Source organism: Mesorhizobium sp. P2_C5_2, assembly GCF_056404535.1.
The window spans coordinates 104,267-128,131 of sequence record NZ_JBFUDV010000006.1 but is presented as its reverse complement, the minus strand read 5'-3'; the positions used below and the strand labels follow the sequence as shown (position 1 = coordinate 128,131).

General features: G+C 59.8%; 16 protein-coding genes and 1 pseudogene. 11 read left to right on the top strand and 6 right to left on the bottom strand.

Annotated elements, in window-relative coordinates:
* The first annotated feature begins 79 nt into the window (after nucleotides 1-79).
* The 3 genes and pseudogenes from AC1D1B_RS24285 to AC1D1B_RS24275 all read left to right on the top strand — a co-directional run bounded on the left by AC1D1B_RS24285 (nucleotide 80) and on the right by AC1D1B_RS24275 (nucleotide 3,622).
* Nucleotides 80-1,137, top strand: a pseudogene (locus AC1D1B_RS24285) (ATP-dependent DNA ligase).
* A gap of 347 nt (nucleotides 1,138-1,484) precedes the next feature.
* Nucleotides 1,485-2,816, top strand: coding sequence for a hypothetical protein (locus tag AC1D1B_RS24280; RefSeq protein WP_477335086.1), 1,332 nt, complete (start codon nucleotides 1,485-1,487; stop codon nucleotides 2,814-2,816).
* Nucleotides 2,817-3,190: 374 nt separating this feature from the next.
* The gene (locus tag AC1D1B_RS24275) at nucleotides 3,191-3,622 is read left to right on the top strand and encodes a hypothetical protein (protein ID WP_477335084.1); all 432 of its coding nucleotides are present in this window, start codon (nucleotides 3,191-3,193) and stop codon (nucleotides 3,620-3,622) included.
* Between the two features lie 151 nt (nucleotides 3,623-3,773).
* On the opposite strand, the gene cysN is transcribed toward AC1D1B_RS24275, so the two are convergent.
* Complete coding sequence (gene cysN, locus AC1D1B_RS24270; RefSeq protein ID WP_477335410.1) at nucleotides 3,774-5,699, bottom strand: sulfate adenylyltransferase subunit CysN; 1,926 nt, start codon at nucleotides 5,697-5,699, stop codon at nucleotides 3,774-3,776.
* A 1,838-nt stretch (nucleotides 5,700-7,537) separates the two neighbouring features.
* Here cysN and AC1D1B_RS24265 point away from each other — a divergent pair.
* Nucleotides 7,538-8,296 (top strand): LuxR C-terminal-related transcriptional regulator, encoded by a 759-nt coding sequence (locus tag AC1D1B_RS24265; protein ID WP_477266609.1) that lies wholly within the window; start codon nucleotides 7,538-7,540, stop codon nucleotides 8,294-8,296.
* A gap of 151 nt (nucleotides 8,297-8,447) precedes the next feature.
* Here the strand turns inward: AC1D1B_RS24265 and AC1D1B_RS24260 are convergent, their stop codons facing one another.
* Nucleotides 8,448-9,530, bottom strand: coding sequence for a hypothetical protein (locus AC1D1B_RS24260; protein ID WP_477335082.1), 1,083 nt, complete (start codon nucleotides 9,528-9,530; stop codon nucleotides 8,448-8,450).
* A gap of 545 nt (nucleotides 9,531-10,075) precedes the next feature.
* Here AC1D1B_RS24260 and AC1D1B_RS24255 point away from each other — a divergent pair.
* Nucleotides 10,076-10,663, top strand: a complete 588-nt coding sequence (locus AC1D1B_RS24255) for a sugar transferase (protein WP_477335408.1) — start codon at nucleotides 10,076-10,078, stop codon at nucleotides 10,661-10,663.
* 120 nt (nucleotides 10,664-10,783) lie between these two features.
* Here AC1D1B_RS24255 and AC1D1B_RS24250 read toward each other — a convergent pair whose 3' ends face one another.
* The gene (locus AC1D1B_RS24250) at nucleotides 10,784-11,026 is read right to left on the bottom strand and encodes a hypothetical protein (RefSeq protein ID WP_477335080.1); all 243 of its coding nucleotides are present in this window, start codon (nucleotides 11,024-11,026) and stop codon (nucleotides 10,784-10,786) included.
* Between the two features lie 410 nt (nucleotides 11,027-11,436).
* On the opposite strand from AC1D1B_RS24250, the gene AC1D1B_RS24245 reads away from it, so the two are divergent.
* The 6 genes from AC1D1B_RS24245 to AC1D1B_RS24220 all read left to right on the top strand — a co-directional run bounded on the left by AC1D1B_RS24245 (nucleotide 11,437) and on the right by AC1D1B_RS24220 (nucleotide 17,182).
* Nucleotides 11,437-12,717, top strand: a complete 1,281-nt coding sequence (locus tag AC1D1B_RS24245) for an O-antigen ligase family protein (protein WP_477335078.1) — start codon at nucleotides 11,437-11,439, stop codon at nucleotides 12,715-12,717.
* A gap of 43 nt (nucleotides 12,718-12,760) precedes the next feature.
* On the top strand, nucleotides 12,761-13,594 hold the full coding sequence (locus tag AC1D1B_RS24240; protein WP_477335076.1) for a hypothetical protein: 834 nt from the start codon (nucleotides 12,761-12,763) through the stop codon (nucleotides 13,592-13,594).
* A gap of 8 nt (nucleotides 13,595-13,602) precedes the next feature.
* Nucleotides 13,603-14,607, top strand: coding sequence for a hypothetical protein (locus AC1D1B_RS24235; RefSeq protein ID WP_477335074.1), 1,005 nt, complete (start codon nucleotides 13,603-13,605; stop codon nucleotides 14,605-14,607).
* 96 nt (nucleotides 14,608-14,703) lie between these two features.
* The gene (locus AC1D1B_RS24230; protein WP_477335072.1) at nucleotides 14,704-15,864 is read left to right on the top strand and encodes a PqqD family peptide modification chaperone; all 1,161 of its coding nucleotides are present in this window, start codon (nucleotides 14,704-14,706) and stop codon (nucleotides 15,862-15,864) included.
* Nucleotides 15,855-16,856 carry a nucleotidyltransferase family protein gene (locus tag AC1D1B_RS24225; RefSeq protein WP_477335070.1) on the top strand — a complete coding sequence of 334 codons (1,002 nt, stop codon included), beginning with the start codon at nucleotides 15,855-15,857 and terminating at the stop codon, nucleotides 16,854-16,856. Before AC1D1B_RS24230 ends, AC1D1B_RS24225 begins: the two co-directional genes overlap by 10 nt.
* A gap of 83 nt (nucleotides 16,857-16,939) precedes the next feature.
* Complete coding sequence (locus tag AC1D1B_RS24220; RefSeq protein WP_477266616.1) at nucleotides 16,940-17,182, top strand: hypothetical protein; 243 nt, start codon at nucleotides 16,940-16,942, stop codon at nucleotides 17,180-17,182.
* A 179-nt stretch (nucleotides 17,183-17,361) separates the two neighbouring features.
* Here the strand turns inward: AC1D1B_RS24220 and AC1D1B_RS24215 are convergent, their stop codons facing one another.
* The 3 genes from AC1D1B_RS24215 to AC1D1B_RS24205 all read right to left on the bottom strand — a co-directional run bounded on the left by AC1D1B_RS24215 (nucleotide 17,362) and on the right by AC1D1B_RS24205 (nucleotide 23,496).
* Complete coding sequence (locus tag AC1D1B_RS24215; protein ID WP_477335068.1) at nucleotides 17,362-20,808, bottom strand: beta strand repeat-containing protein; 3,447 nt, start codon at nucleotides 20,806-20,808, stop codon at nucleotides 17,362-17,364.
* 140 nt (nucleotides 20,809-20,948) lie between these two features.
* A complete protein-coding gene (locus AC1D1B_RS24210) occupies nucleotides 20,949-22,454 on the bottom strand; it encodes a lipopolysaccharide biosynthesis protein (protein ID WP_477335066.1) in 1,506 nt (501 codons plus the stop codon).
* 163 nt (nucleotides 22,455-22,617) lie between these two features.
* Nucleotides 22,618-23,496 (bottom strand): sulfotransferase family protein, encoded by an 879-nt coding sequence (locus tag AC1D1B_RS24205; protein WP_181060084.1) that lies wholly within the window; start codon nucleotides 23,494-23,496, stop codon nucleotides 22,618-22,620.
* Between the last annotated feature and the right edge of the window lie 369 nt (nucleotides 23,497-23,865).

Below are 23,865 nucleotides of genomic sequence, written 5' to 3'. Positions count from 1 at the left end.
TCAGCGACCTTCGGCGCCGACCGAACCAAACTTCGCGCGCGGCGTTTAAGTCAAACTCTCTGTCGGCCATGGGACTGTCATGCAAAAGGGTGAACCCACCACCGTTCGCGCCAAGCGAAATGCGTCGAGCGGGACGAAGCCGTCGTTTGAAGTTCCCTTGCGCACCGCTCCAATGGAAGCACGGGCAGCCGAAACCTTGCCGGACGATGCAGGCCAATGGCTGTACGAACCCAAATGGGATGGCTTTCGGTGCCTCGTCTTCAAGGCCGATGATGCAGTGGACTTACGGGCAAAATCCGGCAAGCCGCTCGGCCCATATTTCTCGGAAATCGTCTCGATGTTGCGTGACCTCAAGGCAAGAGAATTCGTGGTCGATGGCGAGATCGTCATCGATTTGGGAGGGTCGCTTTCTTTTGACGCGTTGCAGATGCGGCTGCATCCGGCGGCAAGCAGAATAAAAAACTGTCGCTCGAAACGCCTGCCAAGCTGATACTGTTCGACATGCTGGGCGGCTCCGACGCCAACTTGGTCGACCAACCGTTGCGCGCCCGGCGCGCGGCATTGGAAATGTTCGTCAAGTCGGCCGGGCGCGGCGATCTTGAGCTCTCTCCCTCCACCAAGGATTTGGCGACTGCGACCAAATGGCTCGAAGAATCCGGACACGGGGCCACCGACGGAGTCGTGGCCAAGCTTGTAGATGATGTGTACAGACCCGGCGAGCGCGCCATCGTCAAAGTCAAACGCCTGTGCACGGCGGACTGCGTTGTCGGCGGGTTCCGCTATTTGACGAAGTCGCACGAGGTCGGCTCGTTGTTGCTCGGTCTCTACAACGACGACGGGCAACTCGACTATGTCGGGTTTACATCGACGATTGCCCAAGACGACAGGTCAAAGCTCACGCGTGAGCTCGAAGCGCTGCGGTCTCCCCCCGGCTTTACCGGCAAAGCGCCCGGCGGGCCAAGTCGGTGGAGCTCGGAAAGAAGCGGGCAGTGGGAGCCGTTGCGACCCAAACTGGTAGCGGAAGTGCGCTTCGACCATGTCACAGGAGATCGCTTCCGGCACGGCACCAAATTCCTGCGATGGCGCCCCGACAAGAATCCCAGGCGATGCACGTTCGAGCAGATTCTGAAAACATGAAGGCGTCTCGTCGGAAGCTTGTTTCCCGGTCGTCGCGCGTCCTCGCGATGAACTCACGAGCCAGCGCAACATATCATGGTTGGCGGAACAGCATTGGACCGTCGACGGGGTCGCCTTCGCGAACGGTGTAATTCATCGCCATGACGGTACTTTATGCCAGCACCAGCAAAGCCTATTGCGGGATCAACGTCTTTATCCTGCGGGGCGCAATAAGCGGACGCCGGTGTCCGGTATTTTGTCATATTTCGTGATTTGCGCGATATCGTCGACGGGGCTCTGATGTGTGCAGGCCTTTCTGGCTTCAGGCACGTGGCGAAAAGGGCGAGGGGTGTGAAAGGTGGCCAAGCATGGCCAATACGAACACCATTGTCTTGAGCGGCGACTATGGCTACCGCCAATATAAAGTTTCCGGTCTGCCCGCCGACACCATAATCGATGCCACCAGCGCCTCGTGGATCGTCGCCAATCAGGGAAGCCCCACCAACCTCTATCCCTTCGCGGTCGTCAACCCCGGCGACAACCTCCTGGCTTTGGGTGGCACGATCAACGGCACGGTCTCCCAAACCGGCGACTGGGAGAACATCTACGTCAACTCCGCCGCAGTCCGTATAAATTCAGCCCACAGCTTTACGATCGACGACTGGACAATCACCCAGCCTTGGGATGGCATCCGTGTCGGCGGCACCGGCACCTTCCTCATCGAAGACTCCTATGTCGGCAACTCACGAGACGACGCGGTCGAGGACGACGACGTCATCGGCGGCACCATCCGGGATTCCCTGTTCGACCACGTGTTTTCCGGAGTGAGCCTTGGCGACGGTGACGTGGATGGGTCTGACAACACGGTCATCATGGATGGCATGCTTCTGGGCATGGGAGAGTACCTTCGCAAAGGCGAGATGACCCACGGCTCGCCGTTCAAAACAGGCGCTAGCGATATCGTACCCAGCCTGCACTTTATCGACTGCGTGGTGGCGATCACCGACGTTCACCACAACGGCTTGGAGCGGTTGCAGCGGGCCTGGGACAAGACGGTCGAGGCGCACGGCAATTACTATCTCAACCTCTCTGACACGCCGCTGCCGGCGGATTATCCAATGCCGCCCGCCGGCTGGACGGTCCTTCAAGGCCAGGCGGCCCGCGATTACTGGGCCAACGCCAAGGCGGTCTGGCACGCAACCCATGACGGGACCGACCCGTCACCTCCGCCACCGCCGACCGACCCGACCCACGGAACGACCGGGAACGATACGTTTGTCGGCACTGGCGCGGCCGATACCTATGATGCCCTGGCTGGCAACGATACACTGCGGGGCCTGGGTGGCAATGACGTGCTGACCGGTGGCAGGGGCGAGGACACCTTCGTGTTTGATACGGCCTATGGCCCCGGCAATGTCGACACACTCACCGACTTCCACGCGGCGGATGACTCGCTCTATCTCGACAACGCCGTCTTCACCAAGCTCGGCGCCGGTTCCTTGTCCAGCCCGACGCGGGTGAACTCGTCGTATTTCGAGTTGCGAGAACACGCCGCCCACAGCAACGACTACCTGCTCTACAACCGGGCCACGGGCGTTCTGTCCTATGATCCCGACGGCTCGAAATCGATCCCGCAGGTGGAAATCGCCCACCTAGAGCCCGGGGCGGCCCTGACCTATCACGACGTGTTCGTCGTTTGATCGCTCACGCGATCGCACATGGCACAACGAAGCGCGAGCGCGCCTCACTGGTGTTCCTGTTGCCACTGACAGCGATCAGAAATGGCCGCGGATAGCGCGCATCTAGTTACCAGGTCGCAGGGGTGCATAAGTAGTTCGGACCGTGAGTATCGAGGCAGGCGCTGATGATGACGCCAGCGCTGAAAAGAACTCGCCCTTTTTGCGGTGGGACGTGGGTCTGTTCAAGCGTCGGCAGCGGCGGAGCAATGCGCAGTATTAGTCAAAATTTGGCAATCGCGATTGTCTGTCGAGAATCCGCTTACCCGGCCTTGTCAGCGCGTCGTGGCGCGATAATTTTTTGTTGAGAAGGGGACTTCGATCAAAAGGAGCCGACCATGAAACACCAAACCTTAAGCCAACTGCAGACAATCGCAGAAGTGGAACCCTTGTCGACATACCCGATCATGACCCGGCAACAGCGCATCGAGCGCTGGGCAAAGTTGCTGGACGAACATCCCGAGCGATGCTTGGGAGCGCTGACTGGCACTGAGCATCTGAAGCGGCAAGCCCGCGACGCAGCACGCAGTGAGGGCTCGCCAATCACAGTGGCCTTCGAGGATCCGGTGCTGCGTGCGGTCGGCCTGAAGGATGACACCTATGGGGAAGCAAAACGCTTCTTCGAACTGTCTGACGGGGAATTGCACGACATCGTCTGCAGTTGCCATGTCGGGACCACGATAAGAGGGCAATGGGCTGCCGCTAGAGTCCGCCGGGTAATCGCTGAGAACAGGTTTCTCAAATGGCTCAGGGAGAGAATGTGGCACTGAGGCCGCTAGAACGGCGACAAGGATTGCATCAGAAAGAGCCCATGACCCCGGCTTCTCCCGCGGTCGACCCACAGCCGGTGTGGAACACACGCATCACCTCACGCCGGCCGCGAGCGCCAGCCGCTCGGAGATTTCGAGCATCAGACTGTCGTCAGACGCCGCCGCCGCTGTCATATTGGTCTTCGGCAATGTCGCGCTCGTTCAGCCAGTGCTCCAGCGCGTCTACCATCTCTTCGGCCGATTTGCCGAGTGTCTTCAGATGGATTTCCGGTTTTTCCGGGGCTTCATACGGTGAATCGACGCCGGTGAAATTCTTGATCTCGCCATTCAGCGCCCGCGCATAGAGGCCCTTGGGGTCGCGCCGGGCGCATTCCTCGAACGGCGTATCGACAAACACTTCAACGAACTCGCCGTCGGCCATCAACTCGCGCGCCATGCGTCGTTCGGCGCTGAACGGCGAGATGAAGGAGACAATGACGATCAGCCCGGCATCGGCCATCAGCTTGGCCACTTCGGCGACGCGGCGGATGTTTTCAACGCGGTCGGCATCGGTGAAGCCCAGATCGCGGTTGAGGCCGTGACGGACGTTGTCGCCGTCCAGGATATAGGTATGGCGGCCGGTGGCGAACAGCATCTTTTCGAACAGGTTGGCGATGGTCGACTTGCCGGAGCCCGACAGCCCGGTGAACCAGAACACGGCGGGGCGCTGGTTCTTCATGTCGGCGCGCACGCGTTTGCCGACATCGAGCGACTGCCAGTGGATGTTTTCGGCGCGACGCAGCGTATGCAGGATCATGCCGGCGCCGACCGTGGCGTTGGAGATGCGGTCGATCAGGATGAAGGCGCCGGTGGTGCGGTTGTCGGCGAAGGTGTCGAAGGCGATCGGCGCCCGGGTCGAGATGTTGCAGATGCCGACTTCGTTCATGTCGAGCGACTTGGCCGCTTCATGGGCAAAGTTGTTGACGTTGATGCGGTATTTCAGGTCGGTGACGGTTGCGCTGGTCTGGTCGGTCTCGGTGCGCAGAATGTAGGAGCGGCCCGGCAGCAGCGCCGCCTCGTCGAACCAGACGATGTTGGCGGCGAACTGGTCGGCGACCTGCGGCCGTGCGGCCGGCGAAACCAGCATGTTGCCTCTGGAGACCTCGACCTCGTCATCGAGCACAAGGGTGATGGCCTGGCCGGCAACCGCCTGGGCGAGATCGCCGCCTTGCGCGACGATGCGCTTGACCCGCGAGGCCTTGCCGGACTTGGCGACCACGACCTCGTCGCCCTGCGCGACCTGGCCGGACGCGATGGTGCCGGCAAAGCCGCGGAAGTCGAGATTGGGCCGGTTGACATACTGCACCGGAAACCGGAACGGCAGTTCGACCGCGGCCTCGTCGACCGAGACGGTTTCGAGATGCTCGATCAGCGAGGGGCCTGAATACCACGCCGTCTTGTCGGAGCGGCTGGTGACATTGTCGCCGTAGCGGGCCGACATCGGGATCGGGGCGATCGTCTGGAAGCCGAGATCGCGCGAGAATTGCCCGTAGTCTTCAACGATACGGTCGAAAACCGTCTGATCGAAATCGACAAGATCGATCTTGTTGACGGCCAGCACGACATGGCGGATGCCGAGCAGTGAGGCGATGATCGAATGGCGCCTGGTCTGGCGCAGCACACCCTGCCGCGCATCGATCAGCACGATCGCCAGGTCGGCGGTCGAAGCGCCGGTCGCCATATTGCGGGTGTATTGTTCGTGGCCAGGTGTGTCGGCGACGATGAACTTGCGCTTGGGCGTGGCAAAGAAGCGATAGGCGACGTCGATGGTGATGCCCTGCTCGCGCTCGGCCTCGAGGCCGTCGACCAGCAACGCGAAGTCGATGTCGTCGCCGGTGGTGCCGTGCTTGCGGGAATCGCCTTCGAGCGCGGCCAACTGGTCCTCGAAAATCTGCCTGGTGTCGGAAAGCAGGCGCCCGATCAGCGTCGATTTGCCGTCATCGACCGCACCGCAGGTCAGGAAGCGCAGCAGCGACTTCTTCTCTTGCGCCGCCAGATAGTCGCGGACGCCATCGGTGGGGGCGAGGCTCTTTGCCATCTGGCGCACGGCTAAAAATATCCCTCTCGCTTCTCGTCGAGGCGCAATTTTATGCGCTCGTCATCTCTGGGGATTAGCCATCGCGTTCCACCACCAGCAGTACCTCGGTGAATAGCGCTTACTGCGGTGGAACAAGGACAGGTTAAGGATCGACGTCCGGCGGCTCTCATCCACGGCAATCCGGCGCGCGATGCAATCCGAAAGGCGGCCCTGCAATATACCAGGCGATCCGATCTGGTCCCTGATGGACATGGTCATCTCCAAGCCTATCACTGGCTCTTCATAACCCTCCTGCTCGCCGCTGTCTTCTCGCGATCTGCGCTTCCGGGGGATCAGGCAAGAAGATTGGGAGCACGTCCGTGAAATGGTTCAATCAATGGGTCAGGTCCGCCTAACTGGGATTGCAAGGCTTCTGATCACGAAGGCCCTGTGGTGGGGCGCCATCCCATGCCAATCACGCTGAGACTATCGTTGCTGCCAGCCCTGATGTGAAGCCCGTCCGCCGTGGGGCCAAATGCGACCCGTTATGGGTCAGTACGCCTGGCACCACAATTGCGTTGATAGGTGTGTGGGATGGGCGAGGGCCCGTCGTCTCGCAAATGGGGCGGCGGGCCTTTAGTCAACGAGGACTTCGATGGAGCGGCCCGGCCCCCATTGTTGGGATGGGGCGAGGACACCGGGCCTAGCCGACGGGCAGTTTGTGAGAAACGGCGCCGGGGGCTGGGGGATTATATGCGATCATGCTAGATATGTGCAAAGCATACGAACGAGGTACGAGAGCAACATTTCGGGGGTAAACCGGAGACCGATACACCGGTGGCGCCGACGTCGTGAGTATATTCGAGAAGCCGCACTAGCGCCGACTAAAACGGAGTGGGAGTAGGGGGAACGGCGGCGGCGTAGGAATGGCCTCGCTTTCCGTTTTCACGGCGCGCTGAATGCCTCATCGCTTCTTGTGCTCCTTCGTGACGTTTTGCTGATCTGTTACATCGGTGCGTCAGAAGCAAAATCCGTTCGCCAACCGCCTTTGGTGTTCGCCAGAGCTGGCACTTGTCTGACCTTGCGCGATGTCGGTGTTCGTAGGCTGATTGCCATCGGCATCATTCAAGGTGAGGGCCTGATCCGTGCCTTGCACACGGCGACTCGTCTCATCGTGAAACGCCTTCAGATTGCCGTTGGCAGACGGCGCGACAAGTCTCGCTGGTGGTCGAAGCAGAGCTTGTCAACCTGCAGACCATTCTTGAGGTCTCTCAAAATCGGCCACTCTCCCTGAAGGCCGGGTGGCGGTCTCCCGGCCAGCATAGATTACGGAGCGTTTTTCTGGTCCTGCGCGCATATCTCCTTTTGACCTACGACGAATTAGGTTCGAGCAGCATGGGATGCGCCTAAGGGAGTGTGGACCGGCAGCGGGGTCAGTCCGATTTTCTAAAATCGCGGCCCGATTCCTGCGAATCGCAAGTTTGCACCTCTCAGGTCGAGACAATTCCGCATACACACTTTTTGGTGTGGCATCCGGCCTGTGCAATTCCAGGCTGTTGGAGGGTTGGAGGGCTTAACATATTAGCTAGCTAAGATATAATTACAAATTGTTAACCAGGATTAATGCGTCTTTTCCACAGCATCGTAGTATGCCTTCCAGGTTGGGTTACCTCTAAAGGGCAGGGAAGCATACGTCCGTGCGTTGGGCGGCGTATGTCCTACTCCTTAAATCCATTCCTAAGACCTAAGCAGCCTGACACACGATAAACGAGCGTATCAGTTCACGCTGACAAGCTTTTGCGAGGGCTAAACCAAAAGGAGAAAGGCAAAGTCAGCGGCGGAGAGGAGTAGGTAAGTCGATGGCACACCCCCAAACTTCCGATTTTTCGAATGACGCGATAAGACCGTTACACAACGGGCAAATGCCGGGCGCAAATGGCCTTGGCAAGTCCGATCTCGAAGACGGACATCGAGGCGAAGGTCTTGTCATGATTGTCGACAAGCGAGCACTTGAGCGTGAATGCCTTGCTCGTGGCCTTGTCGAACACAATCCCACTTTGCGCGTTAGCGCGGTAGGATCGCTCGACGAAATCCAGCACATTGCCGGGGAAACGGAGCCGTCTGCGGTCCTCGTCATCCTTGGTTCCAGAAAGGTCTCCGACCAGAGTGTTCGGGCGGAACTTGCGCATTTCATTGCTGAGATTGGCGCCGTACCCGTAATCGTCGTGGTGGATTCCGACGAGCCGGCGGAGGTTCTCGCCGCACTCGAATGCGGCGCCCGTGGCTACATTCCCACAAGCGTGACGGTGAAGGTCGCTGCCGAGGCCATTGGTCTCGCTCGCGCCGGAGGAATCTTTGTACCCGCCAGCTGCGTGCTGGCGCTCCGAGAGATCATCCACTCATCCGCAAACGGTGCCCGTCCGCTCGCTGGTATGTTCACCATACGCGAGGCAGCGGTCGTGGAGGCGCTCAAGAAAGGCAAAGCGAACAAGATAATTGCCTACGAACTCAACCTCTGTGAGAGCACCGTCAAGGTCCACATCCGTAATATCATGAAAAAACTGAAGGCAACGAACCGCACGGAGGTAGCGTACAAACTTAGACAGATGTTGCTTTGAAGGCTGCCTCGATCAGTCCTGCCTGGACGGCTCTGGCAATACAACTGCTGGATGCGTAAACGGCGGGACTGCTGGTCCGCCGTTCTGATCTAACCGAAGGTCGATCGTCTCGTCCGAGCTTTTTCGCGAGACAGGCACTCTCGGCTGGTATTTAGGCACTTTCCCGGCCAACCGTGGCGGACCCTGCCTTCACCAGAAATCCAACGTTGTCCCCTCCGAGCTCCGCGCCCCGATATGCGGCTTCGGCGGCCTTCAGCCCGCCCGTCAGTCTGCGGACCATTGGAGCCGGTCCGAGCAGGTCGAGCGGCAGGCCCAACTGACCGCGGGTGGGTCGCTTCGGTGGCCAGATCCTGAGGCCGAAATAGCTGGCGGCCGAGCGATCGATCCCGCCGCTGAATTGCACCAGCAGCGCTTGGCTCGAGTTCTGAGCAATACGGCCGAGGCTGTTGATGTCCATTGGTGGTTTGTCGGACGGCCTCATCGCGACCACGATCACATCCCATGCATCGTCGGTCAGGAGCACGGGATGGGAAAAAACACTTACTCTCGCCCCACCCTCGCGTAACGTATGCTCAAGGGATGGTGCACAGGGCGTGTCGCTGACGATGGCGATCCTCGCGGCACGTTGATCGACACCGGCATCGTCGAGCAAGATGCAGCACAACCGTGCAAATTCCGGCAGCAAGTCTATAGCTGGGTGGCTGAGATTGGGAGCCGCAACCTTGATGCCGGCCTCGTCACAGGCGTCGAAGTCCACAACACCCTGCCGAAGCTCCCATGGTTCAGCCATCAGCGAAACAACCACATGCGAGGGCAAGAGTTCGATGAGCGATCTCGAAATCGGCCCGACCTGGAGACCGTAGGTAACGATGTCGACGTCCTGCCATTTTCGGCTGTCGATGCGGTTCGTCACGTCAACGCGTTCGGCGACCTTGGCGTGTTTGGCAAATGCCAACGTCGCGTCTGCAGTTGCCGCGAAGCTCGGATGTCTGGAGGAGATGCGGGTGAGCGCAACGACATGGCTGGCATTGGCGAGCGCAGCCACTGTGGCAGTCACCGCTTGGTATCCTGTCGTAGCGCCAACGACCACGGTGAGGCCAGAAAGATCGAGATCAAGCGAGGCTATTTGCTTGCGCACGATAGCAAGTACTCCGGCAATGTCGATTTCCGCAACATCACCAGCAAACGACTTTGCGGGAAAATCACGTGACGAAGGCATCAAGCTGGGCACCACGTTGCGCGCTCCCCAATATCAAATAGGCCGGCGATATCCTTTGAGCGATCAACAGCCTGCCGGGTCTCGCCTCAAGTGCGATGCATGTGCACTTCCTGCCTGACGGACGCCCCAGCGGCCCTGCGCATTTAGCAAACGTGGTTCCTTTATATCCTATCCTTGCCAGAGCGTGACGGCCTGAACTTGGTTGGCGCTTTGACCTTATGGTCGTCGAACGAATTAGAATGCAGGCTCCGCAATACAGCCGAACCTGCCGATCTGCTACTGTAGCAAACGGATGCAGGTGATACGCCGTTTGATCAGAAGGCTTACCGACGCTACGCCGACGACGCGCCTATCAGGCAAAGGGGTAACGAGCGCAGGTATGGCGCTACCTCCTTTGCTTCTCTTGCCGACAATGACGAGCCGCAGTGAAGTGGGCCAACATCAGCAGCATTTCTTGGTAAAAACCCGTGACAATCAGCGCATTCGACATAAAGCGCCGCAGGCCCGGCATCCGCATCGGACAAAGCATCCATCCACTTGGAGGCCGGCCCAAGAGGATGATGGACATGACTGTCGCACTGATCGCGCTTGTTCTCGCTGCTCCGGTGATGCTGGCGGTTGCCCTTTTGATATTGGTGACCGACGGGGGACCGGCGATATTCTCACACACCCGAGTAGGGTTCAACGGCAAGCGCTTCGCCTGCTACAAGTTCAGGACCATGGTGGCCAACTCGGAGCGGGTTCTGGCCGACTATCTCGCGAGCAATCCCGAAGCCGCCAAGGAGTGGGAGCAGAATTGGAAATTCAAGAACGACCCGCGCATCACATTCCTGGGGCATATTCTCAGGAAGTCGAGCCTGGATGAGCTGCCGCAACTCATTAACGTGCTGCGCGGCGAAATGAGTTGCGTCGGCCCTCGTCCGGTCGTTCCGGACGAATTGAAACGTTACGACTCCTGTGCGATCGACTATTTAAAAACCCGGCCGGGGCTAACCGGCCTGTGGCAGGTGACAGGCAGAGACGCAATGGATTATCCCAGCCGTGTCGCTATCGACAGCCGCTATGTGCGGGAATGGTCCCTATGGGCCGATGTCGTTATTCTCGTCCGGACTGTTTTCGCCGTGATGAAATTCGACCGCGCGTCTTGATGAGCGCATCGCAAATTTCCTGCCTCATGCTGTCGTCGTCCCAAAACCGCAGCGTGCTTTCGCGACCGCAATAGCGAACAGGTGCGGCGCCGGGCGCGGCGAAACGGCAGCCGCGGACCGTCACCGCTCACGTGACATGCCTCGGCGCCAGATGACGCCAAGGAAGAGGCCGAGCAAATAGGTGCACTGCAGAACGACAACGAGAAGCAGGATTGAAAGCAGGCGGTGCCAATCACTGCCGATTCCACCTGCGACGGCACCGCCCACGACAGTCACCGCGGTCATGATGATGAGCGCAGCTGCTCGAAAACGCAGTCCCAGCAAAATGCCGATCACACCGACGGCGACAAGGCCCCAAAGCACGGCGATCTCCTATGGGTGGAAGACTCAGTGCGCCATATCCAAGTCTCCCACATCTGCGAATCGGCACCAACATTCAATCCGGCTGCACAGTCTCGCCGACGCTCAATCAAGTGGCGGAAATCGCTGCAACTCCTCTGCTTTGCACAAAAGGCGTAGAGCACCCTGTCCAAATGCCCCCTTTTCGCTCATTTCCTTGTCCACCCGCCGAGCCTACGCTGCTTGTAAATAGGTATGCGGAGATTCACCCGCCATGCGGCAGCATGCAACGAAATGTAATCCGCGCAGGGAACGCTGAGCCTGTGTTTATCGGTGCTGCTACTCAGGACAACAAGGCGCTGGACGTTGCGCGTCGGGGCAGGGCTGTGTCGGCGCGAAGTTCCGCACAATGCTTTCAGTGTGACATCTGATCTATGCTGCAGGCATCCGTTCTTTTGCTGATCGTGTCAATCTGGTTTCCTGGCGCAACGCGGATTGCCGGAACGGATGGCTCGCTTTCCTTCTTGCTGGCTCTGCTCTGCGCCCTCTTAAGCATCGTTGCCTATGCCGAAACGGCAAGACGACTCCATCGGGTCGAAGCGACCTTGGCGACTGCGGTGCTGACGATATCTGCTTTCATCATCATTCTGTCCCTGCTGTCGATGCTCTACGCAGACAATCCGCTCAGGACGATGCGCGCGGTTTTCGCACAAGTGTTTGGTTTCGCGATTATTCCAGCAGTCGCAGCGATCTCCACGAGACCAAAGGGTCTCGTGGCAGTCGACAGGGTTGTGATGACGATAGTCATCATGAGCGTTGTAACATCCTGTCTTGTCGCAATCGGACTGGGCGATGCCAGATTCGCCGATCGGGCCGAAGGCTATTTCAAGCACTCGAACCAACTCGGGATCGCCTTGTCGGCCGGTCTGCCGCTTATCGCCGCGAAGATGGTCTCATCTCGCAAGCATCGAGTTCTTCTCTTGGGCTGCCTCGTTGCGGTGCTCTTGGGTTTGGTGAAATCGGGTTCAAAGACAAACTTCGTTCTCGGTGTGGCGGGACTCGGTGCATTCTTCGGGTTATACAGTATATATCTGATCAGAAGAAAGAAGAGTCCGATAAAAATAATCGTCGGATCTTTTGCCGCTCCGATATTGCTCCAATTGAGCCTGATGGCATTGCAGTCCCTGAACCCACGGGCTTACAACCTGCTGGCCCTTCAACTTTCCGGAGGCGAGGCGCATTCGGTGGTATCGCGGCAGCGCCTGTGGTCCATATCGATAGATCTCGGCCTGTCGCATCCGTTCATGGGCGTGGGGGCAGGGCAGCCGGTGGGCGATATCGCTCCCCATAGCCACAATTTGTTCATCGACTTCTTCAGAACACTGGGAGTGCCTGGACTCGCGTTGGTGTCGATCATGGTTCTCGTTGTCTTGGCATATCTGGTCAGCGCCGTCCTCTGCACATTGCTCGGCAATGACAGGGGGGGCGACCAGGCGACGGAAGTGAATGTGATGGTGCTCGGAGCGTCGGTTTCCCTGTGGAACTACATCGTCGCAAACCAGATGAGCGATTCCTTCGGTCCGTCAACGGCGGCTTTCTTCTGGCTGCCGTTGGCTTTGCTCATCTTCTACCGCGGCATGCAACGATCACTGCAGACCGGTCTTGAGCGTCCACAGTTGTACCCGGTGACCGGGTCCCAGCTGTTTCAACATTGAGCTTTTCAATCTCCCGAAAAATCAACTTTACCACCTGAATCCAATGACTACGCACACAGGTCGTGACCTGGCGGCTGGCTTGCCGCCAAGCGTCGAACCATGCGCGCTTCAAACAGACATCCGATTTGTGGAATTCTTTGGTCTCCCCGGGATTGGAAAGACAACCGCATCCACCCTGTTAACGAACGGCTTGCGTCGGTGCGGTCCTTTGGTCGGTGATGTGCGAATAGCGTGGGAGACAAGAAATTTCATCGACCGCCAAATCTATAGGATCGGTATTGTTGCACCAAGATTTAAGGATCGTGAGTTTCGCTCCCTGTTCGCGCGCATTGCGCGCTTTGTCATCGAAAGCGGGCAATCATCAATTGTCGATGCAGCCAGAGTCATCTGGAATCTTTCGTTTCTGGTTGCCTATGTGCAAAGCGAGAGAGCAGAAAAGAATACCATTACTATTATGGATCAGGGTCTGTTGCAGGGGTTCTTGTCCATTTTGCTCAAGAGCCGGCATCGGGCAACATCCGAGAAGTGGCTTGATATTCTGTTCGCCATTGGCGTGCACGACATAGCTTTTGTCCATCTGCGCGGCGAGGTCGGCGTGGCACGAGATCGACTTCAGAGAAGGGGCGATCGGTCTTCGCGGATGCAAAGGGCATCTCCTGACCGCGACTTTGATCTCTGGTCGACAGCGGACCGTGCTTGCCGCGAGATTGCGGCCGATCTGGAGGGGGGGATGGGGACGGAAGATCACGCCGGCGTACTTGCGGCGGTCGTCGTGGAAAGGTTTGCATCACCCGAAGACATCGCCGAAAAGGTTCTCGATGCTGTGCTGCTGGCCTGCCTCGAACGGCATCGGCTGTGCGATTCGGTAGGTCAATGAGCACAAGCATGGACCGCCGTTCGTTCATGGGCGTCGCCGGCTTATATCCTGTAATCGCCCTGTTGCCGAGCTCGTTCCAAGCGCAAGGCGGACAGACGCCGCAAGGCAACGAGATCGTTCTGGCAGGTGAGTATGGCTTCGAACAGCAATCGATACGGAATCTCCAGCCGGGAGCAACTATCGACGCTCGCAATGCTGCTTTCACAGTTGCCAACAGCAGAAACAACGATCCCAGCGCGATGATGGGCTGCGACGAGGGGCCGTTGCCGGTCAATCGCTATCCCGTCGTCATCCGCAACTGTCCCGGCGTTCGCTTTGTCGGCGGCCGCTTCGACGGCCAGGTGCCGCTAACGTCTGATTGGCGGGACACCTACTGCAACAGCGCGGCTCTGCTTGTCAGGGACGGAACCACCGACGCGACAATAGAGGGTGTCCGTGCGCGCCGCTGCTGGGATGGCATTCGTTTTGCCGAGCACGCCGATGGCTTTCGCCTAAAAGGGTGCTGGCTCAGCGAAATCAGGGATGATGCGGTGGAGAACGACTATCTCCTCAGCGGCATCATTGAAGACTGCCTGTTCGACGGATGTTTCTCCGGGATCAGCCTGGATCCTGCGTCAAACGAACGGGACGGAACAGGGGAAACCGTGCGGATCGATGGATCCCTAATCCGTATGCACGCCTTTCTCTCCAAGGGCGAAATCACACATCAGGCGCCGATCAAGGCTGTCGATCAATCACCCAGGTTGAGGATCACGGGATCGGTTTTTGCATTGGCTGCGGCCAATATGCGTGGGTTCCGGCGCCTGGAAAGAACATGGCGGCTGACGATTGAAAGCCGGGACAACGTGTTGCTGTGGCTGCCCGACGAGCCAATCCCCTCCGCATTGCCGCTGCCGCCGTCTGGTTTCAGATTGCTGACGGGCGCCGACGCCCGCAAACATTGGAACAAGGCGCATCTCCAGTGGATCGCGACGCACCAGGACGTGGTTCGGTTCTCCGACGAAGTGCTGTGAGAAGTCGCAGCCGTCGGCAATGATCATCCGAACTGCGAAGTCTTGTAGCGCTCGCATGCAACCTGCTTTGCAACAACAGCTTGGACCATCACCGCGATGAACCAGCACGAGGCGATTGACAGAAGCGTGGCGTCCGGCCCCGCCGACCACAGTCTTGGGATGTTTGTGATCCAGGGGCGGTTGGCACGCGTCAGGGGACAGAACCTCCTGTTCAGTTCATCCCAGCAGGCCATTTTCGCCGTCAACGATACGGCTGCCGACATCTGGCGCTCTCTGGAAGAAGGCATGCCACCGCAAGCCATCTCGGCCGAGATGGCGCGTAGTGGCGTTAGTAGACTTGAGGCAAACAGGCATGTCGAGACTGCGCTGGAGGATTGGCAGCGGCTGAACCTGATACGGCCCTTCGCGCCTTCGTCTGCTTCTTCAGCTCAAAAGGCCGTGAGCCAGGTGGTCTCCGTTGCGGGCCTCAACATACGCATCGTCTATCCGGCAGCTTGCGCCTTTCCCGCGATCACCGTGTTTCAGCACCTTGAGGTCAAAAGAGAGACTGCCGACGTTCTGCTCGAGGTGGTCGGACATGGGGGGCGGGTCCATTTGCTGCGGGATGGCGAGTGGATTTTGTCCTGCTCGCTCGACGAACTACCCGTCATGCTGAAGGGGCAATTGCTGACCGAGGTTCTGGATTACGGCGCCTACGAGCTTGCTCTCCATGCGGCAGCGCTTTTCAGAAATGAACGCATCGTCCTTCTTTGTGGCAATCCGGGCGCCGGCAAGACAACGCTGACCTTGGCATTGGTCCATGCAGGATTTGGCTTTGCCGCCGATGATGTGACGCTGCTGGACTCTAGGGGGCATGGCATTGGCCTTCCATTTGCCCCGGCAGTCAAGGCGGGATCATGGCCGCTGCTGGCCGAATACTGCCCCGACCTCGGTGCCGTTCCAGTCTGTCGCCGCCCAGATCGCAAGCGTGTACGGTTTGTCGTGCCCAAGGCGTTCGTGCCCTTGCCTCCTGATCCCTTATCTATCGGCTGTGTGGTCCTGCTCCGTCGGCGTCGCGACTCGAAAGCTAGCCTGGAGCCGGTCGATCCAGCTCACGCATTGCGCGGTCTTCTTAACGGCGCGCTTGCACCCGGCGGAGAGCTGAGCGGCACAGCGTTTGACGTCCTGGTCCAACTCATCGGATCGGCGCAAACCTATTGCCTGACCTATTCGAGGCTTGATGATGCGGTACAACTGATCACGAAAGCATGCCGGTGATGAGCAGGGGCAATGCGCTTGAGGCGTTGATCGCCGGACTGCGCGGTAGTCCGACCGACCGCACCGATTGGCGGGCCGTGATTGCTCTAGCCAATCACACTCTGCTCACACCCGATTTGTTCTCGTCCCTCGCGCAATCCGGACAGACCCACCATCTTCCGCAGGACGTGCGCGAGTACCTTCAGTTCGTTCACGACTGCAATCGCGAACGGAACCTGCGCTTGCGTACCCAACTGCGTGAAGCCGTTGCGGCCCTCAACCGCCGCGACGTCGTTCCGTTTCTGCTCAAGGGGGCCGTTCCCCTGTTCCTTTCGCCGGCCGGCCGGGTTCCCAGCAGGATGACGAGTGACCTGGATCTGGCCGTGGAAGCGCCCGAAGAGACGATCGCCCGAGCCTGTCTCGAAAAGCTTGGCTACGTCGATGTGGCGGGCGCTCGAGGCATGGCCCGCCAGCACGACGCTGGCATGCTGGAGCTCCGGACGAGCCGGGCGAACGGCTTTGACCCCCCCAAGCTCGTTCAGCGAGACGGCCTTCGGGTGAAGATTCCGTCTGCTCAGTCTCGCGCCCTGCACTGGATGGTGCACGACCTTCTCAAGGAGGGAGATTATTGGCGCGGAAGGATAGATCTCAGACACCTTCATGATCTGGCTCGATTGGCGGAAAGCGACTGCGTAGACTGGACGGCACTGCAGGCATCCATGTCGGATCGAAGCGCCCGCAATGCGCTCGACACCCAGCTGCTGGCCCTGCACCATTTCTTCGGGACCAGAATCCCGGCAAAATGTGCACAACGCCCAATGGTCCGTTTCCAGCACTGGAGGCGCATCTTCACGGCGACCCACCCCATCATCGGCGCCCCGCTGCGCCTGGCCGGCAATTTGATGTGGGGCACATGGCGGTTTTCACGTGACTACGGTTTGGCGCGACGTGGACCGTCCGACCTCTTGCGTCGCATCGCTCGCACGCTCTTCAACCCTCGTACCAAAATCTAAGCCTTTTGGGGAACTAGTACCCCCGTATCAGCGAGCCTAAGGTGAAAGCTGTGAATTTGAGAAAGTTTGTGAAGAGGTCTGACATGTCAACTGAAAGCACAAAACGCTCGGAACGGACGCCGGAAACCCTGGTCTCGGAGGCTCAAGCGCGCCGTGAATTTCTCAAGAAGGCGGGACGTTTTGCAGCGGTTACGCCGCCGGCAGTGACGCTCTTGCTCGGCACAAGCTTGAACTCCAGGGCGATTGCCAAATCGGGCGGATCAAAACCGGGCAATGGTTGGGGAGACAAGAACCATATTCACTCCGGTCCCCCCGGCCAGGCGTAAGCTCCTGGTGCATCGTGGTCGCTGAAAACAGCGTCTTGAGGACATAGGGCTCCAGCCTTTTCATTTGGAAGCCCGGACCAGCCTCACATTGCATAGGCACCATCCCGAACTGCAATCAGCGCGGCTTTCGGCCGGCGTGACGTGCGCGCCGAGGGATTGAGCCATCGCGCCGTACCGGTTCAGACGAGCCAATCATTAAAATGGAATTCATAGATCTTGCCGTCGTTCTCGGTTGGGTTCGTGTCATTGTCCACGCCCCGATCGACGATATAGAGGCTCATATGGTGGGTCGGATCGTCGCTGCTCGGCGCCAGCGCCAATCCGGCCGGTTTTTTCGCGTGGGCCGAGGAGATATCGAGCGTACCCAACAGATCCCCTGTCGTTGTAACCATTGCCACTGACTTGGGCGACTGAATGTAGTAGAGGAGATCGTTGCCCGGGTCATACGCGATGCTTGCGTCACCTGGGGTTCCCAGCGCGGAAGCAGAAAAACTCGTCACGATGTCATCGCCGCCCGTACTCGCGACGCCGTCGAATTTGCCGTTCGGACCCGGTGCGACGGTGTAGATGTTGTGCGTTGTGCCATCCGCGACATACAGGACGCCACGTTTGGTATCATAGGCAACGCTTTCCGGATCCGTGCTGCCGAATGCCGACGTCCTGAACGAGGTCACGATGTCGTCGGACGTATTGTAAAGTCCGTCATTGCCGGGGTTCAGTTCGTACACGCTCTTCGTGCCGGTATCGTCCGCGAAGAAGAGATGGTGGTTAGCAGGATTATAAGCGATCCCGGCGGGCTCGTCGGAGAAATTGACGGTTGTGAGTGTTCCCACCAGATTGCCGCTCAGAGTCGTTTGGTAGACATTCTTACCGGTAAAAATGGACATCTCCTCCACTTCGCTGTCGGCAACAAGCAGCGTGCCCAAGTGGGAGATATAGACGATATCAGTGGGGTCGGGGCTCGGCGGCGACCACAGCGAAGTCGCGATAGTATGTGCCAGGGTCACCGACGTCGGCAGCTGGTGGGCCATGATGTTGACGTTGAAGGCATGGGTATCGATGCTGCCATCGGACGAGGTGGCCGTGACGGTGAGGGCGACTGACGGCTCGGACGTCGCGTTGAGGGTGCCGGTACCCGAACGCGTTATGACACCCGTGCTGGCATTGATGGCGAAGCGCGAGTCGCCGATGCTATAGGTGACCGTCGAGCCGGCATCGGGATCCGTGGCCGCGGCGGTAATCCCGATCGCCGTGCCGGCGGCGGCGTCCTGGGCAATCTGGTTGCCGGCGGGGTTGGCATCCGCCGAAATGTTGAAGGCGACCGGCTCGGGGCTGTTGAGGACGGCGAGGCTGAAGACGCGGTTGGCGGTGCTTCCATCGGACGAGGTTGCCGTCACTGTCAGATTGATCGACGACTGGGTCTCAAAGTCGAGCGCGCCGGTGGCTGAGCGCGTGATGACGCCGCTGCTGGAATTGATCGCGAAGCGAGAGTCATTGATGCTGTAGGTAACGGTCGAGCCGGCATCGGGATCCGTGGCCGAGGCGGTGATTCCGGTGGGTGCACCTGCCGCGGCAAGCTCGGCGATCTGGTTGGCGGCGGGATTGGCATCCGGCGAGGAGTTGAAGGCGACCGGCTCAGGGCTGTTGAGGACGGCGAGGCTGAAGGCCCGGTTGGCGGTGCTTCCGTCGGATGAGGTTGCCGTCACTGTCAGACTGATCGACGGCTGGGTCTCAAAGTCGAGCGTGCCGGTGGTTGAGCGCGTGATGACGCCGCTGCTGGCGTCGATGGTGAAGCGCGAGTCATTGATGCTGTAAGTGACCGTCGAGCCGGCATCGGGATCCGTGGCCGAGGCGGTGATCCCGGTGGGTGCACCTGCCGCGGCAAGTTCGGCGATCTGGTTGGCTGCGGGGTTGGCGTCGGGAGGTGCGTTGAAGGCCACCGGCAGCTGGTTGGCCGTGACATCGACGTTGAAGGCATGGGTATCGATGCTGCCATCGGACGAGGTGGCCGTGACGGTGAGGGCGATCGACGGCTCCGACGTCGCGTTGAGCGTGCCGGTACTCGAGCGCGTGATGACACCGGTGCTGGCATTGATGGCGAAGCGAGAGTCGTCGATGCTGTAGGTGACGGTCGAGCCGGCGTCAGGATCCGTCGCGGCAGCGGTGACCCCGATCGCCGTGCCGGCGGCGGCGTTCTGGCCAATCTGGTTGGCGGCGGGGTTGGCGTCCGGCGAGGAATTGAAGGCGACCGGCTCAGGGCTGTCGAGGACGGCGAGGGTGAAGACCTTGTTGGCGGTGCCTCCGTCGGAGGAGGTTGCGGTCACTGTCAGATTGATCGACGGCTGGGTCTCGAAGTCGAGCGTGCCGGTGGCTGAGCGCGTGATGACGCCGCTGCTGGCGTCGATGGCGAAGCGTGAATCGTTGAGACTATAGGTGACGGTCGAGCCGGCATCGGGATCCGTGGCGGAGGCGGTGATCCCGGTGGGTACACCTGCCGCGGCAAGCTCGGCGATCTGGTTGGCGGCGGCGTCGGCGTCGGCCGGGGTGTTGAAGGCCACCGGAGCGCCGGATGCAGGCAGCAGATATTCGATGTGCAGCAGCGGAGCGCCGGTCGGCGAATATTCGTAGGAATCGGCCGTGCGCGTGCCGGTGCCGGTAACTATAAATGCCATGTCGTTGAGCGCCGCCCAGCCCGAGCGGTTGACGATCTCCTGCACGATCGTCGACAGGTCCGGCGAGCGCTCGGCCAAGCCGTGGGCGCCGACCGTGGTCCACGGGTCCGGCGTCCAGGCGGCGGACGCGTCCGTCGTCGCGCGTGAGGACACGTTGAAGCTGACGCTGGTGAAGGCGCTCGCGTCGTCGGCATCTTCGCCCTTGATCAGCAGCGAGGTCGCGCCGGTCTTTACCTCATTGGCCTGGAACTGGATGTAGGCGCTGGTGATGGTGGCGCCTTGCGGTATGTCGATTCCGGTGAAGCGGATGCCTACCGTCTGGCGGGTGCTGCTGTCATAGCCCAGTTCCAGATCGTTGGTGTTGGTTGAGATCGCGCCCGAGCCCTTCTGCTCGACATCGTCGCCGGCGCTCGCCACCCTTGTCTCGAAGATCGGGTCGATCGCACTAGAGCTGGCCGCGAGGAGGCTGCTGGTGGTGACCGCGGTGCGCGTCGAGACCGTGCCGATGCCAGCAACTGCCTCAGGGATAGTGGTGGTGGAGGTCAGCAAGCTGTCGGCGTGACCCTTTTCCACATTGTGCCACAACCCAGAGGCCTTCGCCGCAAGCCTGTCGAGAAGCGTGCTGTCCAGATGAATGCCAAGTCTGGCTGCCGCCTCGGTGAGGCCAGTCGGTTTCAATCCGCCCTCGCTCTCCCATGCCGGCGTGTTCTGATGCTCGGAGACGAGATCGAGCTGGTTTGCGGCAGGATCAAAGCTGGTGGTGTGATTGCCCTTGCCGGTTTCGGCAGCGAGCCCATCGCCAAGCTCGGAGAGTACGCGCGGAGTCTCGCTGCCGCTCGCTGATCCGGTAGGCTGGGTCCAATTGTCTATGTTCAGCCAGTCGAAGGCGTCGATGCCGAACTCCGTCATCAAGAGTTTCGCGTCACCCCAGGGATGCTCAGGCAGTTTAGCCATGTTGGATTCCTTTTCGCATTTCTCTCGATTAAATCCGGAATCGCCACGTGCCCGACAGGGCGTCAGTTCCGATACCCAGATCGAGCATGGCGACGGTAACGCAGCGCACGAAAGCCGCGGCCCAAATGTTCTGTCGTTGACTAGTCAGTTGCCTTCTTCATTCTGGGCCAGGCGGGCGCCACCGCAGCGAGCAAGCGCAGCAGTGATTGCCCGTCCCGCCCGAGAAACAGCGAGGGCAGGATCCAGCACAGCAACAAGCCCCCGGCAGATGCCAGCAATGCCGTATCGATGAGCAGGGGAAGAGGAGATAGATGGAACTCGCGCAGCCATTCCACCAGTGCCCAGACGCCGGTTCCAACAGCGCCCGCGAGCGCCAGCCCGGGCAGGTGTGCCACAAGGAAGTCCCCCCACGTCATCCCGGTCACGCGGAGGCTCAATTGTGCCATGAGCAAGAAGTTGATCCCGAAGGCCGCGCCGACGCCGAACGCCACGCCCTTTATGCCCCAGAATTGCCCTATGAGGGAGCCGGCGAAGACGCCGATGGTGAAAACCGCCTGGCGCCAGGCGCGAGCGTAGACCGTTCCTGTGGCGCGCGAGACGGAATCGCTAAGCTTGTAGCTCGTGCGGAACAGCATGCTGAACGCTAGAATCCGGAGCGGGTCGACTACCCCTACCCATCCCCGTCCGAGAATGACCGCAACCAACTCCGGCGCGACGATCGCCACGACCACACTGGCCGGCAGGACAAGCAGAGCGCAACCCGCGACTGCGCTGCGATAGGCACGAGCAAGCCGCGCGGGCTGCTCCTGGACCAGCGCCATCGTCGGGAACAGCACCCGATCGAGAACCTGACCGACGATGACCGCTGGCGTCGTCATCAGTTGTGACGACAGGCCGTACAGTCCAAGTGCATCGGCGCCGAGCCAGCGGCCCACGACAAGCCTATCCGCTTGGGTGGCCAGGTAATTGCATACCCGGGCAATGGTGAAACCGCTTCCGAAATAGAGCAGTTCGGTGATGGCGCGCCGCTCCAGCAAAGGCCGCATCGGATGCGGCTGGCCAGCGAGCAGCACGACCATGCGGATGAATTGCTGGATCAGGAGCGCGCCGACAAGGGCCCAGATGCCGAAGCCGAGCCAAGCCAGGAGCGGACCGGCAACAACGTAGCCTGTGGCGAAGGCGCAGGCATCGACGAGCGCCAGCCAGCGGAATCGCAGCGCGCGTTGAGCCGCGGCCAATGCCACCATGGAAGCCCCTTGGAAAAGAAACACAAAGCAGATGGCACGAACGACGGGAGCCAGATCGGCGAGCCGAAGGAGACCGGCAATTGCCGGTGCCATCGCCCAGACCAACGCGGACACGACCAGGCCGAGGAGGCACGACAAGGTGAACCCGACCCGAATATGCCGCTCTTCCAGCACAGGTCGTTGGACGATCGCGGGGGTAATGCCAAGTCCCTGGAAGATCGCCGAAAACTTGATGACGATCAGCGCTGCGGAGTAAAGACCGAACTCATTGGGCGATAACAGCCGGGCCAGGATGAGAAGAGCGACAAGCTCCGCGACCGCGAGGGCACCCATGGACAAGGACGTCCAGAACATGCCCACGACACTTTGTTTTGCCAACCCGCGCCTGTCATTGCTCACGTCTGTCTCCACTCCTCGGCCGGCCCAAACAGGGACCATTGCGGCGACTCTGGATTCGCCGAGCGACGGCTGATACTCGGCGACGCGCCCGCAACGTCACGATCGCATTGGTCACGATGGGGCTCGGCCGCCGGCCCGACCGCCCGCGCCTTACGCGCCTCACCTATTGAAGAAGCGACGGAATTTCGTAGCGATAGAATTCCATCTCATCCCGGACCTCTGGTATGATCGCCGTCAGGTCCTTCTTTTCGAGGCGGAGCCACTTCTGCTGGCGGCCCGGGTCGATCATCTCCTTGGCCTTGCGAGCGATATCGTCGGTGCAATTCAGCCCGCAATGTTCATAGATGCGGCGCAAGACCAACTCGGGATCCTGTATCAAATCCTCATAGCGAAAGGACAGCACGCGGCCGTTGCCCAACCTGGCGAGATCTTCTCGAGCCCTCCGATTGCCACGCGCCCACTGGCGCGCGATCACCGTCAACTTTTCATGCTCCTTCAAATCCCGATCTATTCCATTGTAACGTGGCCCATAGATCGATGTGTATTTCCTCCCAAGCAGTCTTTTTGTGACCATCTGTTTTATAACATCTTTTGCGTAATAGTGGATTTGTGTGACAGGAGTGATTTTCAGGAGGCGTATTAGTCCCTTGATAGATTTTGCTCGCTGCCACTTAAGCTCCATAGAGCTTATGTACGAAAATGGGTTCCTCGTAATATAGAGAAATATGGCCTCCGGAAAAATCCCGTGGACAAACGGCACGCGCAAGACGTTGGCAGGCGTGTTTTCCATGATTTGCCGGTCACCGTGCCGCGATTGATAGTCGAGGAACCGGCCGCGAATGTAACGAGCGACCCTATCGGTGGCATCGGTTTCGACGAATTCGTCATGACGCCGCGCCGGATCGGCGTATAGCCACAAGGTTTTTGGCTCGTACCAGGTAACGATGTCGGGGTGCAGCCCGATCAATTTTTGTGCAATTGTGGTCCCCGACCGATAGTTGCCGATCAGAAAAATCGGAGGTTTCAGCTCTTTTTCTGTCATCACAAGTCTCCGTCGCTAAAGGGTGAGCCAGGATTGCGCCGACCCGCACGACAGGCTGCGGATTGCACCCGCGATGCGCGATCGGACGATGGGAAGGCGGCGCCGGGCGCGATGTAACGTCTTGGCGCGCGCCGCTGCACGGAGGAGGTCTCCGCTCTGCTCCGTTTAGACATGGGAATTCGGCCGCCGGAGGCAGTTCCCCACGACTGCCAGTGCTGTCCCAAAGATCATGTCAAAGTTCTGGCGATGAGATTCTTACCCCGGATAAGGCGGGGCCGGGCCAGGTCGGTCGATCAAGGCGCGAAGCAAGAATGTTGCGGAGCGACGACGGCAGGCCTGCAGCAAGCCCGTGTTCGATGGAGCGGACAC

Coding starts and splice junctions, on each gene's coding strand:
- AC1D1B_RS24215 (WP_477335068.1), bottom strand. CDS start 20,808: ATGGCTAAACTGCCTGAGCATCCCTGGGGTGACGCGAAACTCTTGATG.
- AC1D1B_RS24225 (WP_477335070.1), top strand. CDS start 15,855: ATGCCGGTGATGAGCAGGGGCAATGCGCTTGAGGCGTTGATCGCCGGA.
- AC1D1B_RS24205 (WP_181060084.1), bottom strand. CDS start 23,496: ATGACAGAAAAAGAGCTGAAACCTCCGATTTTTCTGATCGGCAACTAT.
- AC1D1B_RS24275 (WP_477335084.1), top strand. CDS start 3,191: ATGAAACACCAAACCTTAAGCCAACTGCAGACAATCGCAGAAGTGGAA.
- cysN (WP_477335410.1), bottom strand. CDS start 5,699: ATGGCAAAGAGCCTCGCCCCCACCGATGGCGTCCGCGACTATCTGGCG.
- AC1D1B_RS24255 (WP_477335408.1), top strand. CDS start 10,076: ATGGACATGACTGTCGCACTGATCGCGCTTGTTCTCGCTGCTCCGGTG.
- AC1D1B_RS24280 (WP_477335086.1), top strand. CDS start 1,485: ATGGCCAATACGAACACCATTGTCTTGAGCGGCGACTATGGCTACCGC.
- AC1D1B_RS24230 (WP_477335072.1), top strand. CDS start 14,704: ATGAACCAGCACGAGGCGATTGACAGAAGCGTGGCGTCCGGCCCCGCC.
- AC1D1B_RS24265 (WP_477266609.1), top strand. CDS start 7,538: ATGGCACACCCCCAAACTTCCGATTTTTCGAATGACGCGATAAGACCG.
- AC1D1B_RS24245 (WP_477335078.1), top strand. CDS start 11,437: ATGCTGCAGGCATCCGTTCTTTTGCTGATCGTGTCAATCTGGTTTCCT.
- AC1D1B_RS24240 (WP_477335076.1), top strand. CDS start 12,761: ATGACTACGCACACAGGTCGTGACCTGGCGGCTGGCTTGCCGCCAAGC.
- AC1D1B_RS24220 (WP_477266616.1), top strand. CDS start 16,940: ATGTCAACTGAAAGCACAAAACGCTCGGAACGGACGCCGGAAACCCTG.
- AC1D1B_RS24235 (WP_477335074.1), top strand. CDS start 13,603: ATGGACCGCCGTTCGTTCATGGGCGTCGCCGGCTTATATCCTGTAATC.